A 13,001-nucleotide genomic window follows, 5' to 3' on the forward strand; every position below is an offset into this window, starting at 1 on the left:
GTCGACCTCACCCGACCCGGGGTGTGGCGCGGGCTCCGAAGTGAACGTAGCGCTCCCCGCTCTCGATCTGGTAGAACGTGGCGGCCATCCAGTTGCCGGTCGTCGGGTCCTGGCAGACGAACAGGTCCGGAGCGACCGCGACCATGCGGTAGTCGACGTTCTGGTCCTTGAGCACCTCCGCGAGCGGCCCGGTCACGGATACCCGCAGGATCGGGCCGTCCCCGCCGGTGAGCACCTCCTGCCGGATGCTGGCCCGCTCGTAGAGCCCCGCGTACGGGGCCACGTCCATCGCCACCGGTTTGTCCGGCGGTCCGAGTGGGTGCGGCACGGCCACGTCGGCGATCTCGGCGAAAATCTCCCGGTACAACTCCTCGTACAGTCTTGCGGCGTTACCGCCGTTGGTGAGCAGTGCCACGGCGATATCCCGCTCGGGCAGCAGGCGCAGGAACGCGGCCTGGCCGATGGTGTTGCCATCGTGACCGATGAGCCGGTGGCCGTCCCAGCCCATCCGCTCCCAGCCGAGCCCCCAGGAGTCACCGACAGTGTGTTTGTCGGGCAGTTCCACCTGGTGGGCGGCCATCGCGGTGGTCGCCGTGGTGCTGAGCACAGCGGCGCCATCGGCGGATCTGCCACTGTTCAGGTGCATGCGGGCAAAGCGGAGCACGTCGCCGACGGTGGCGGTGACGCCGCCGGCCGGGCCGGCGGATCGGGGGATGCCCCACTGCGACGCCGGTTCCGGGGAGCCGTCGGCGCCGGGCAGATGACCGACCGCGGTACGGAACAGCAGCGCCTCCTCCGGCAACGTGACGGTGTGTGTCAGCCCGAGCGGTCGGAACAGCATCTCTCGCAGCGCCGCGTCCCAGGTGTCACCGGTCAGCTTCTCGATCACCCTGCCGGCCAGCGAGTACCCCGAGTTCGAGTACGACCAGGTAGCGCCCAGCGGGTGGGTCAGGGCGGCCTCGGCCAGCAGTGCGACGTACTTCTTGAGGCAGTCGTCGCCGCGGCCGGTGTCGGTGAAGATGTCACCGTCGATGCCGCTGGTGTGCGTGAGCAGATGGCGCATGGTCAGCTTCCTGGTCACGTCGGCGTCCCGGAGCAGCAGCTCCGGGAGCACGTCGACCAGCGGCGCATCGAGATCCAGCAGCCCGTCGTCGACCAGCCGCATGACCACGGTCGCGGTCCACACCTTGGTGATCGACCCGATCTGGAACAGCGAGTCGGTGGTGGCCTCCACGCCGGTCGCCCGGTTCAGGACACCGCAGGCGGCTTCGGTGATGGTGTCGCCGTGCAGGATGCCCACGGCGGCGCCGGGGACGCCGTGACGTGCTGCGATCGTGGCGAGCCGGTGCTCGAGGTTCATCTCAGGTCTCCTTCCGAAACGGTGACGGGTGCCACCGCCGGCGGTGCGAGATCGGCGTGCCAGCACGCGACGCGGTGCGCGGTGCCGTACGTGGCCAGTGGCGGGTTCTGCTCGTGGCACTGCTCCGTGGCCAGCGGGCAGCGGGGGGCGAACGGGCAGCCGGCGACTGGTCGGCGCGGATCAGCGGGGCGGCCGGGAATCACGGCGAGTGGTTGTTCCCGGTCGGTTTCCATGGTGGGCACGGCGGCGGCCAACGCCCGGGTGTACGGGTGCCGCGCGTCGCGCAGCAGCGCCGCGCTGGGCAGGTCCTCGACGATGTGACCGGCATACATGACCAGCACCCGCACGCACACCTCGGCGACGACGGTGATGTCGTGGCTGATGAACAGGAGGGCTGCCTGGTTGCCGCCGCGAACCTCGGCCAGGAGTTCCAGCACCTGACGTTGCACTGTCACGTCGAGCGCCGTGGTCGGCTCGTCGGCGATGATCAACGAAGGCTGGGCCATGATGCCCATGCCGATCATCGCCCGTTGACGCATGCCGCCGGACAACTCGTGCGGCAGTTGCCGGGCGCGCCGGGCGGCAGCGGGGATGCGTACGGCATCGAGCCGTTCCACCGCCCGGTCCCAGGCCCTGCGTCGGTTCATCCGCTGATGCCGTTCGGCCACCTCGGCGAGCTGACGGCCGATCCGCTGGATCGGATTCAACGACGTCATCGGGTCCTGGAAGACCATCGCGAGCGACGTGCCGAGCAGGCCGCGCACCGAGCGGGAGTCCTCGGCCCGCAGGTCGGTGCCGAGGAAGTCGAGCCGGTCGGCCCGTACCAGGCCCGGACTCTCCACGAGCCGGGCGATCGCCAGCGCGGTCAGGCTCTTGCCGGAACCGGACTCGCCGACGATGCCGACCGACTCACCCCGTCGCAGCGTCATGCTGACTCCGCGTACGGGAGTGACGAAGCCCTTGTCGGCCGGGAAGGAGACGCTGAGGTTCTCCACGGCCAGCACCGTCGGTTCTCCCGTTGGTACGACGGGAGCCAGTTCCGGTGCGGGTGGGCGCCGGAGACCGTGCTGGGCGGCATGCGAGCTGAGCGCCCGAGCCGCGACCTCCCCGGCGAGGTTGAACGCCAACGCCGCGACGACGACAGCGAGCCCTGCCGCGAGTGCTCCCGCCGGGTGGATGTAGATCTGTGTCAGGCCCTCGCCGAGCAGCCGCCCCCAGTCGTAGGACGGTGCCTGCACACCCAGCCCGAGGAACGACAGACCGGCGAACGCCAGCAACGCGCTGCCGGCGGCCGATGTGGCGGTGACCACGAGGGGCTCGGCGATGTTGGGCAGCACATGCCGAAAGAGGATGCGGACGCGGCCCACTCCGGCGATGCGGGCGGCGGCGATGAAGTCTCGCCCGGAGACAGCCGCGGCGAGCGTCTGGGTGAGCCGGGCGAAGCCGGGCGCGATCGCGAACCCGATGGCCAGTACCGCGCCCTTGGCCCCGACCCCGAAGACCACCGCGAAGAACAGCGCCAGCAACAGATTCGGGAACGCCACCGCGATGTTGACGAGCGTGCCGATCCAGCGCCCGAACCGCTTTCCGGCCAGCGCTGTGGCCGCGCCGAGCAGGAGGCCGACGGCCACGCCGATGCCGGTGGCGGCGAGCGCCAGGCCGACTGACAGCCGGGTCGCCACCAGCACCCGGGCCAGGATGTCCCGGCCGAGCAGGTCGGTGCCGGCCGGGTGCCGGGCGGATGGACCCTGCAGGATCTCCGCCGGCACCACCGCGTGCGCGCGGGCGTGCCACAGCGGGTACGCCAGCACGGTGAGGCCGAGCACCACCAACAGCAGCAGCACGGCGAGGATGCCCAGCGGACTGCGCAGCACCGTGACCCACCGTCGCGCCGTCGCTCCCGCCATGGTTCAGCCCTCCCGGATCGCGGAGCGCGGGTCGAGCACGGCGAGGACCACGTCGACGGCGAGGTTGACCAGCAGCACGCCGGCCCCGTAGACGAGGACCACGCCCTGCACGGTCGGATAGTCCTTGGCGAGGATGGACTGGACGATCGTGCCACCCAGCCCCGGCCACGCGAAGATGTTCTCCACCAGCACGGTCCCGGCCACCAGCGAACCCAACAGGAGGCCGCCGATGGTCAGGGCGGCGGTCAGCGCGTTCGGCAGCGCGTGCCGCAGGTAGAGCAGCCACGGTGGCAACCGTTTCGCCCGGGCCGTGCGGATGTAGTCGGCGTGCAGCACGGTCAGCAGTTCCACGCGGATGATGCGGGCCAGCACGAACGCCGGCCCGACGGCCAGTGCCACCACGGGCAGCACGTAGGAGCCGGCCCCGGATCGTCCGGCCACCGGCGCCCAGCCGAGCTGCACGCCGAACACGAACACCAGGCCGACCGCCAGGAGGAACTCCGGGATGGTGGCGGCCACGATGCCGGCCGACGTGAAGAGCCCGTCGGCTGCCCGACGCCCACTTCGGGCCAGCACCGCCATCACCAGCCCCAGCGGTATCGCGACGAGCAGAGCCACGGAGAACGCCAGCGCCGCCATCGTGACGGTGGAGCCGATCCGGTCCCCGATGACGTCGGCGACCGGCAGGCCCGAGGTCATCGACGTCCCCAGGTCCCCGGTGAACAGACGGCCGAGAAAGTGCGCGTACTGCAGCGCGAGCGGATCGTCCAGGCCCATCTGCGCACGCCGCTGCTCGACCAGCGCGCTCGGAGCGGTGGGGCCCAACGCGGCCCGGACCGGGTCGCCGGGCAGCGCATGGATCATGAGGAACGCGGCGCTCACCAGGACCCACAGTGACAGCAGCAGTCGTCCGCAGCGGCGCAGCGTGAACCGGATCCACTGGTTCTCGGCCAGGGCGGTCACGGTCGTCGCGGTCACGCTGGTGCTCCTCAGCCGAGCATCCGGATGGACGCCGGGTCGACGTCGCCCGTGGAGAGGTCCAACTGCGATCCCCGGGCGTACACCGGCACGTTGGAGTTGGCGAACGGCACCAGGTCGAGGTGTTGCAGCAGGGCCTTCTCCGCCGCGGCCCACTGATCGCATCCCCCGTCACCGGGGGTTCTGGCGGCGGCGGTCACCGCGGCCACGTAGGCGTCGTTGCGGACACTGGCGAAGTTGCTGCCGTTGGGGGGCGTGGGCCCGGAGAAGAACGGCACCAGCTGACTGGGCAGCGACACGCCGATCGGGAACATCGCCACGTCCCAGGCGAACTGGCCGGAGGCGATCTGACCGATCTGCGCCTCGGTCACCGACTTCAGTTCCACTCGTACGCCGGCGGCGGCCCACTGTTGCTGCACGAGCTCCGCTGCGGCCTGCGCACCCGGACCGGACGACGTGTCGAACGCGACGGTCAGCTTGACGGGCTTGCCGTTCAAGGCCGCGGCCACGGCCGTCTTCGCGCCGGCGGCGTCGAATGTCGGGAGGTTACCGGTCACGGTGTCCTGCTTGCAGGGGCTGGTGGCGGGGACGACCAGCCCGGTCGGTGGGCCGCCACGCCCGCTCACGAAGACCTGCCGAAGCTGGGCGAGGTCGAGGGCCTGCACCAGCGCTCGGCGCAGGTCCAGCGCCGCGGTGGGCAGGCCGGGCTTCTGGTTGAACCACATCTCTCCGGTCGGTGCCATGATGTCGCGCTTGAGGTACGCGGCGCCCTGCAACCGCTGGCCGTCCGGCCCGGTGAAGCGGGCCGCGTTCACCTCGCCGGAGAGCATCAGGTTGGCGGTGGTGGCCTCGTTCGCGACGACCCGCAGCACCACCTTGTCGGGCAGTCCGGCCTGGTCCGCCTTGAAATCGCCGGGCCCCCACGCGTATTCCTTGCGCCGGGTCAGCGTGTAGTGGTCGTCGGGAACCGCCTCGGTGAGCGTGAACATGCCGGAGCCCAGGGCGTTCTGCTTGAGCTTGGCGCGGTCCTTGAGACCGGCGTCGCAGACGATCGGCAGGCCGCCCAGATTGCGGTCCAGGAACGCGTCCGGGGCGGGCACCGTCACAGCGACGGTTCCGGCGCTGTCGTCCGCCGTGGCCTTGGCGCCGGCCGGGACGTATGTGCCGATCCGCGTCGAGGCGTTCTTGACATCGCCGACGAAGTTGATGTTCGCGGCCACGGTGCTCGCGGTCAGCGCGCTGCCGTCGGAGCAGGTGACGTTCCTGCGCAGCGTGAACGTCGCCGTGGTGCCCGCCGACTCCCACGACGCGGCGAGGCCGGGAAGCAACCGCCCGTCCGGGGCGAACCCGAGCAGCGAGTCGTACAGGAAGCGGCCGACCTGACCGGTGACCGACAGGGAGGTGAAGTGTGGATCGAGGTTGCCGGGGTCGCCAGGCAGTGCCATGACGAAGGTCTTGCCGTTGACCAGGTCGGTTCCGCCGCTGTCGCCGGAACCGCCACCACACGCACTCATCGTCAGGACGGCCACGCCGAGCACCGCCGTCAACTTAAGAGCCTTCATCGCGCCGCCTCCACCCACCTACGTGTCCGGCAAGACTGCCGATCACCGCGCCCGGTTGTCTTCGGTGCCACCGACAACACGACGCCTGCCGATTCGTCGTCGGCGACGACAGCGACCGCTACCCGAAGTGGTGGAAGGGCGGACAGGAATCCACCCCCGGTCTCGTCGCACCGCACGAAGACACCTGTGGCCTCCGGCGGCAGGATGGCTCCTGGCACGCGAGCCACCGGGGTCAGCCGTGACCCGGCCGACGTCGCCGAACAGCCGACGGTGAGGAGCTGACAGATGTCCGTGGTCGAAGCCGCTCTGCGTGCCATGCCGGTGATCGACGGGCACAACGACCTGCCGCTGGCTCTGCGGGCCCGAAGCGGCTATCGGGTGACCGGCCTGCATGAGCGGCCCGAGTTGCAGACCGACCTGGGCCGGCTGCGCGCCGGTGGGGTGGGTGGGCAGTTCTGGTCCGTGTACGTGCCGTCGGACCTCAGCGAACCGGATGCGGTCGTGGCGACGATGGAGCAGATCGACGCCGTGTACCGCCTGACCGCCGAGTATCCGGACGAGCTGGCGATCGCGTATTCAGCCCGGGACGTGGAGCGGGCCCTGAGCACCGGCAGGATCGCTTCCCTGATCGGCATCGAGGGCGGACACAGCCTGGCCTCCTCGCTCGGGGTGCTGCGCTCTTTCGCCCGGCTGGGCGTGCGCTACGTGACCCTGACCCACAACCACAACACCTCCTGGGCCGATTCGGCGACCGACCGGCCCGGCGTCGGGGGCCTGAACGACGAGGGCCGTGCGATCGTCGCCGAGATGCAGCGCATCGGGGTGCTCGGCGACCTGTCGCACGTGGCGGAGACGACGATGCGCGCGGCCCTGGCCGTCGCCACCGCTCCGGTGATCTTCAGCCACTCCTCGGCCAGGCAGCTCACCGGGCACAGCCGCAACGTGCCCGACGACGTCCTTGTCCGACTGCGGGACAACGGCGGCGTGTGCATGGTCGCGTTCGCGCCGCCGTTCGTCTCCGGCGAGGTCGCCGAGTGGCTCGCGGCGGCGACCGAGGAGTGGCGACGGCTGGGCCTGCCGCCGGCGGAGGACGAATGGACGCGCGCGCCGCGCCCCGGCGAACACCTGCCGTCGTCCCTTCCCGCCGGACCCGCGTCGTCCGCCTTCGGCCTGCCCGGTGTCCCGGCCGACGCTCCTGAACCCTTCCGGGCCTGGCTGACGACGCATCCCCGGCCGGAGGCCACCATCGCCCAGGTCGCCGACCACGTCGACCACGTTCGCGCGGTCGCCGGGATGGACCACGTCGGGCTGGGGGGCGACTACGACGGTTGCGATCGCCAGCCGATCGGCCTCGAAGACGTGTCCGGCTACCCGCGGCTGCTGAATGAACTCGGGCAGCGCGGCTGGTCACAGGCCGACCTGGAGAAGCTGACCGGCCGGAACATCCTCCGGGTCCTTCAGGCGGCCGAGGACGCCGCCGACGAGATCCTCTGGCCTCGCTCCCCCGCCGGCTGAGGCACCGAGCGGCGGCCCGGTCTTCAACCGGGGAGACAATCAGGGCGTGTAGACGATCGCCATGCGGGTGATGATGCCGAGTTCGGTGGCGACCGCGACCATGGCTCCCTTGTTGAGCGCGAACCACGCGGCGAACTGTGTGCCCGTCATGGGACACGTGCCCCCCTTCTCCGGGGCGTCCATGCACACGTCCCCCTGGGCGTCCTCCCAGGTGAAGTAATCGACGTCATCGGCGAGCGGCACGGTGACCTTGGTATGGCTCTCCTCCGTGATGTACGCCAGGTGCGTACACCGGCCGTCCGATCGATCGATCTTGAATGCCCGGCAGTACGCGTCGCTGGTCATGAAGAGGATCGGTTCCACGACGGCGGATGCGTTGGCCGGGTCGTAGGAGTGCAGCGTCACCACCGACGTGGTGCTGCCCTGGGTGAGGTCGGCGAATCGGGGCTGCGGTACGGCCGGCGCGCTTGACGGCGTACCCGTGGGGGTGCCCGGCGGGTCGCTCGCGGGCCCGCCGAGGCCCGCGACGGCCGACGGTGACGCGGTGGTGGCGGAGGAGGCGTCCGGCGAGCCGGTGCCGCACCCGCCGACCACCACGACCATCAGCAGCGCGGCGAGCAGCTTGCATCTCACAGCTTCGTGACCTCCACACGGGCGAACGCGGCGCGGGCGTCGCCGCTGATGACGTCATCGATGACGCCGAATGTCACCCGGCCTGCCGTCAGGGACGGCGGCCCGAGCGCGGTGGTGATCAGTGGCGCGGCGTCGACCTCGACGGTCGCCTTGTCGCCCTGCACGACGACTCCCACCCGGCGTGCATGTCCCAGGACGGCTCCGGCAACCGCGGCCCGCGCCTCCTGGGTGACGCCGTCGTCGGTGTCCACGCCCAGTCGGACCTCGGTCTCGCAGAGCGACACCAGGTAGGCGTTCGCACCGGCCACCCGGAACCAGATCGCCGCACACGCCCCCGGGGTGAGGACCGTCGCGTCGACGCTGACGGTCTGATCCTTGAAGGAGTCCTGCGGACCGTGGCAGCGGTACACCGGCGACATCCCGGTACGGGCCTCGAGCCGCCCGTCGCCGAAGACGCACCGGCCCTCGGCCTCGTCGCGGCTGTCCGTCCACTGGCCGGGCCGGTCCAGCCGGTCGATAATCGCCGGACGTCCCGCGACCCGGCTCGATGACGAGGTTGGCCCGGGCGTGCTGGCGCCACCCGTCGTGATCGGAGCGCCGCCCTGCCCATTCCCGGCCACCCCCAGCGAGGGCAGCAGCTGGGCGGTGAGGACTCCGGTCACGCCCAGCGCCAGCACTGCCGCACCGGCCAGGGCCATTCGCCGCACCCGGCCCGGTCGCCGGCGGCCGAAGCCGAACCTGCTGGTCCGTCGGGCCGCCGTGGCCGCCCGGAGCAGCTCCGGGCGGATCAGTTTGGTCTTCACGTCGGTATCCAGGTCCAGCAGCAGGTCGAGCAGTTCGTGCGCGGTGGGCCGCTCCGTCGGGTCCTTGGCCAGCGTGCGGGCCACCACCTCGCGCAGCCGGTCCGGTAACCCGGACAGCTCCGGCGGCTGGGTCAGGATCCGGGCCGCGGTCGCCGCGGGCGAATCGGCCCGGAACGGGGTACGCCCGGTGCCGGCGTAGGTGACGACCGCGCCCCAGGCGAACACGTCCGCGGCCGGGCCGACCACGGCACGACGTTCGGTGTCGAAGCGCTCCGGCGCCATGTAGGCGACCGTTCCGACCATCTGATCGGTACGGGTGTGCTGACTGGTCACTTCGAAAGCCCGGGCGATGCCGAAGTCGATGACCTTGGGGGTGCCGAGCGCGAACAGCACGTTGGCCGGCTTGAGGTCCCGGTGAATCACTCCGGCGCCGTGGATGGCGGCCAGCGCTGTCGCCACCCCGACCGCGACGCTGTGCAGGCTGCCCCCGCTGAGCGGGCCGTTGCGGGTGATCACCTCGGCCAGGCTGGGGCCGTCCACGTACTCGACCACCAGGTAGGGCGTGGGATGGTTGGGGTCGGCGTCGAGCACCTCGGCCGTGCAGAACGGCGGAACCTGCCGGGCCCGGTTGACCTCACTGCGGAACCGGCCGCGAAACTCGGTGTCGTCGGCGTACTCGGGCCGGATCATCTTGACCGCGACCAGCCGCCCGTTGCCGTCCCGCCCGAGATAGACCGCGCCCATACCGCCCTGGCCGAGCCGCCCGAGTAACCGGTAGCCCCCCAGCTCCACTGGATCACTCGGCAGGAGTGGATCAGTCACGCGCAGGACCCTACATCGAGGTGCGCACGCCCTCCTCGTGGCTACCGGCAACGGCAGACCGGACACTCAGGACCTGACGGTCGGCCTGCGTCCGGCATTCCCGCTTTCCGCGCCGGTCTGCGGGCACCAGCCCGCGGGTTCGCCGCGCGCAGGACGTTGGGCAGACCGAACACGTTGGTGTCGAAGAGCGCTCGGGTGTCGGCGTCAGACATTTCTTCGACGCTGCCGAACAGCCCGTAGCCGGCGTTGTTGACCAGTACGTCGACGCGGCCAAGACGATCACTGCGGCCTTCACCGCAGCCCTGGCTTGCTGCTCGTCGGTGACGTCGGGTCGTCCTTGCCGGAGACATGAACGCCGGCCTCTCGTCGAGCCACCGCGGCGGTGGGCCCAGTTCGTCGGCCACTGCACGCGCCTCACCGCGGACGACTCCGTGCGCAGCGAACGATGCCGGTCTTGATTCCTGCGGTCTCACCCATGCGTTCCGGGTATAGGTTGGCCGGATGGACATCGTGGCCGCGTGTCGGGCCTTCGTCGCCGTCAGCGGCCACGGCAGCTTCACCTCCGGTGCCGCAGCGGCCGGAATCCCCCAGTCGGTGGCGAGCCGCCGCATCGCCGCCCTGGAGGAGCGCTTCGGGTCGCGGCTGTTCGACCGGACCTCGCGCGCGGTCCGGTTGACCCCGTTCGGGCAGGACATGCTGCCCACGGCGCGACGGCTGGTCGACCTCGCCGACGCCATGGCCGACGACGCCGAGCGGGCCCGGTTACGACCGTTACGGGTTGCCGTACCTGAAATCTGCCCGCCGCACCGCCTCGCGGCCCTGGTGGTCGCGGCTCGGCGGCAGCGGATCCAGCTCGAGGTACGGCCGGCCGGTCCACAGGAGCGCGTAAGGCTCTGCCAGACCCTTGAGGTCGGTACGGGGATCGTGGCGGTTCCGGAGGCGACGGCGCTGTGGCGGGTACCGCTCGGGCTGGCCGCCCGGACTCCCTTCCCGGCGCCGACGGTGTTCCTGGAGACGCTGCGCACCGGCCGAGCCCGTACGCAGGCACGCCGCCGAATCCTGATCCAGCCCGAGGACGACGTCGCGCACCTGCGGGATCCGGTGACCCGCGCCGGCCAGTCGGCCGGCCTGGCACCGGCTCAGGTGTCGATCACGCCGTCCCTCGTCGACGGCGCGGCAGCGGCTCTCGGCTCCCCCGATCTGCTGCTGTGCTCCCGCCAGCAGGCCGAGGACTTCGCGCTGCACTGGTGCCCCCTCGCCGGCCCGCGGCTCGTACGGGGTTACGGCGTCGCCGCCGGGGCACGCGAGGACCTCGACCACCTCCGCACCGTCCTGTACGCGGACATCGCACGATGCCTCGGCGCGGCCGGGGACGGGGCAACCGGTGACCGGCCGACAGGGGAGGCGGGATGAGCGCCGCGGCTGTCGTCCGCAACGCGCGTGACCTGCTCGACGAGGCAGGACTGCGCGGCGCCTTCCTCGTCCGTGACCTCGACACCGGCCAGGAGATCGGCTTCGACGCCGAGACCTCGTACCCGTCAGCGTCGCTGGTCAAGGTGCCGCTGGCGGTCGCCGTCCTGGAACGGATCGGGCGTGGGGAGCTCGACCCGGCGATGCCGGTCGACGTCGCGCCCGGTCGGATCACCACTCCCGGCCCGACCGGCCTCAGCCGCTTCCGCCATCCCGCGCGAGTCTCCGTGGACGACCTGCTCTATCTGAGCACCGCCGTCAGCGACGGCGTCGCCGCCGACGCCCTGCTCGACCTAGTCCCGCCGGCTGCGGTCGCCGCCGAGCTGCGGCGACTGCGGATCGAGGGCATCGCCGTGCGGCACCGGGTCGGCGACCTCGCCGAGACGCCGGCGGAGCGCCTCGGCCCCGACGACGTACACCTGGCACATTCCCTCGCCATCGGCGCGGCGACCCCCGGGCAGGGCCATCCCGTCGCCCAACTCGACGTCAGCCGCGCCAACGCCGGGTCGGCGCGGGCCTTCGTCGACCTGCTGCACGCCCTCTGGCGGCCCTCGACGATCCACGAGAGCACCGCCGCCCGCGTACGCGCTCTCCTGGCGGACAACCTGCACCGGCAGCGACTCGCCCCCGACTTCACCTCGGACGCGTCCCGCTGGTCGTCGAAGACCGGCACCCTGCTGCACCTGCGCCACGAGATCGGGGTGGTGGATCATGCTGACGGGCAGTCGTACGCCATCGCCGCCCTCACCGCGTCCCGGGTGCCCGCCGTCGCACAGCCCGGCAGTGAGGCGACGATGGCACAGGTCGCCCGGAGCCTGCACGATCACCTGCGGACGGGCACCCTGCCCTGGTGGGGTTAGGGCGCGTGGGTGGTCCGGGCTCGCCGCTCGCGCAGCCAGACCAGCACCACCATGGCGATGTTGACGGCGCCGAGGATCAGCAGCGTCGCGTCACCCGAGTCGGTGGACCGGTCGATCGCGTAGGGCTCGCCGTCCGCCATCACCGTGTTGACGATCCCGAACAGGACGTTGTTGGCGACGTGGAAGGCAACCGACGCCTCGATGCCGCGACTGAGAATGGCCATCAGGCCGGTGCTGATGCCGATGAACGTGTAATAGCCGAACAGCCAGGGGTCGGCCGACCCGTGGACCACGGCGAAGCCCAGACCGGATACGACGAGCCCGACAACCAGGGCGGGGCGCACCGCGCGCACCCAGGACGCGGCGGCGGGCAGCACGGCACTCCGGAACATCAGCTCCTCGCCGGCGGATTGGAAAGGCGTACTCAGTACGGTTACCGCCAGCACGCCGATCGTCGTGCCGGTGACACCGAAGGCGGTCCAGCCTGGGGAGTCGGGCGCGACCAGCGCCACGACACCGATCCCGGCACCCACCAGCAGCGCCGCTCCGACCAGGTAGTACGTCAGGCGGCGGGCGTCGAAGGTTCGGGGATAGCTGATCAGGCTGCGCCACGGCACCTTGGCGATCCACACCAGAAGCAGGATCGCAAGGACGCCCGCCGCGCCGATGCTGATGTTGATGGCCAACAACTTCAACGGCGTGAGCGTGGGCGACATCGGGTCGTCGCTGCCCTCGACGACCCCCACGACCTGGTAGAGCACCACCTGGAGGAGCAGCATCACCAGCGGCGGCACCAGGATGACCACGAGCGGCTTCCACCAGCTCATGCGCAGGTGGGCGCCGAAGGGCCGGGAGCTGTCGACGGCCGGCCCGGACCGCGCCGACGTCCGAGAGCGCGAGAGTGTCTGGCCAGAAGGGCTTGGGCCTTCCGCCCCTGCCCAGGGTCCATCGGATCGTGGCGCGCTCATTGGGAGGTTCCTTTCGAAGATGCCGGACATCCCATTGCAGCGCGCGCCGTCGTCCGGCGTGCAGTGCCACTGTGTCACCAGCTCACCGTGACATTTCGAGGTACGCGTCGTCGATCCACACGG

Annotated in this window: 11 protein-coding genes; 3 read left to right on the top strand and 8 right to left on the bottom strand. The window is 71.1% G+C overall.

Annotated elements, in window-relative coordinates; translation table 11 throughout:
• Positions 1 to 7 precede the first annotated feature (7 nt).
• The 4 genes from ACTFTM_RS20935 to ACTFTM_RS20950 are packed head-to-tail and all read right to left on the bottom strand — an operon-like array spanning position 8 to position 5,807.
• Positions 8 to 1,360, bottom strand: coding sequence for a serine hydrolase domain-containing protein (locus tag ACTFTM_RS20935; protein ID WP_449562179.1), 1,353 nt, complete (start codon positions 1,358 to 1,360; stop codon positions 8 to 10).
• Entirely contained in the window at positions 1,357 to 3,267 is a 1,911-nt protein-coding gene (locus tag ACTFTM_RS20940) for a dipeptide/oligopeptide/nickel ABC transporter permease/ATP-binding protein (protein WP_449562180.1), read from the bottom strand. The genes ACTFTM_RS20935 and ACTFTM_RS20940 overlap by 4 nt, the downstream gene beginning before the upstream one ends.
• A 3-nt stretch (positions 3,268 to 3,270) precedes the next feature.
• On the bottom strand, positions 3,271 to 4,245 hold the full coding sequence (locus tag ACTFTM_RS20945) for an ABC transporter permease (protein ID WP_449562181.1): 975 nt from the start codon (positions 4,243 to 4,245) through the stop codon (positions 3,271 to 3,273).
• Between the two features lie 11 nt (positions 4,246 to 4,256).
• On the bottom strand, positions 4,257 to 5,807 hold the full coding sequence (locus ACTFTM_RS20950; protein ID WP_449562182.1) for an ABC transporter substrate-binding protein: 1,551 nt from the start codon (positions 5,805 to 5,807) through the stop codon (positions 4,257 to 4,259).
• 285 nt (positions 5,808 to 6,092) lie between these two features.
• Here ACTFTM_RS20950 and ACTFTM_RS20955 point away from each other — a divergent pair, with 285 nt between their 5' ends.
• A complete protein-coding gene (locus ACTFTM_RS20955; protein ID WP_449562183.1) occupies positions 6,093 to 7,322 on the top strand; it encodes a dipeptidase in 1,230 nt (409 codons plus the stop codon).
• Between the two features lie 39 nt (positions 7,323 to 7,361).
• Here ACTFTM_RS20955 and ACTFTM_RS20960 read toward each other — a convergent pair whose 3' ends face one another.
• The 3 genes from ACTFTM_RS20960 to ACTFTM_RS20970 are packed head-to-tail and all read right to left on the bottom strand — an operon-like array spanning position 7,362 to position 10,191.
• Positions 7,362 to 7,955 carry a hypothetical protein gene (locus tag ACTFTM_RS20960; protein WP_449562184.1) on the bottom strand — a complete coding sequence of 198 codons (594 nt, stop codon included), beginning with the start codon at positions 7,953 to 7,955 and terminating at the stop codon, positions 7,362 to 7,364.
• Complete coding sequence (locus tag ACTFTM_RS20965) at positions 7,952 to 9,580, bottom strand: serine/threonine-protein kinase (RefSeq protein WP_449562185.1); 1,629 nt, start codon at positions 9,578 to 9,580, stop codon at positions 7,952 to 7,954. Before ACTFTM_RS20965 ends, ACTFTM_RS20960 begins: the two co-directional genes overlap by 4 nt.
• A gap of 41 nt (positions 9,581 to 9,621) precedes the next feature.
• Positions 9,622 to 10,191, bottom strand: coding sequence for an SDR family NAD(P)-dependent oxidoreductase (locus ACTFTM_RS20970; RefSeq protein ID WP_449562186.1), 570 nt, complete (start codon positions 10,189 to 10,191; stop codon positions 9,622 to 9,624).
• Between ACTFTM_RS20970 and ACTFTM_RS20975 the strand changes: the two genes are divergently transcribed.
• Complete coding sequence (locus tag ACTFTM_RS20975; RefSeq protein ID WP_449562187.1) at positions 10,082 to 10,993, top strand: LysR family transcriptional regulator; 912 nt, start codon at positions 10,082 to 10,084, stop codon at positions 10,991 to 10,993. The genes ACTFTM_RS20970 and ACTFTM_RS20975 overlap by 110 nt on opposite strands.
• Positions 10,990 to 11,910, top strand: coding sequence for a serine hydrolase (locus ACTFTM_RS20980; protein ID WP_449562188.1), 921 nt, complete (start codon positions 10,990 to 10,992; stop codon positions 11,908 to 11,910). Before ACTFTM_RS20975 ends, ACTFTM_RS20980 begins: the two co-directional genes overlap by 4 nt.
• Here the strand turns inward: ACTFTM_RS20980 and ACTFTM_RS20985 are convergent.
• Complete coding sequence (locus tag ACTFTM_RS20985; protein WP_449562189.1) at positions 11,907 to 12,956, bottom strand: CPBP family intramembrane glutamic endopeptidase; 1,050 nt, start codon at positions 12,954 to 12,956, stop codon at positions 11,907 to 11,909. The genes ACTFTM_RS20980 and ACTFTM_RS20985 overlap by 4 nt on opposite strands.
• Positions 12,957 to 13,001: the final 45 nt, after the last annotated feature.

This window comes from Micromonospora sp. RB23 (assembly GCF_053585025.1).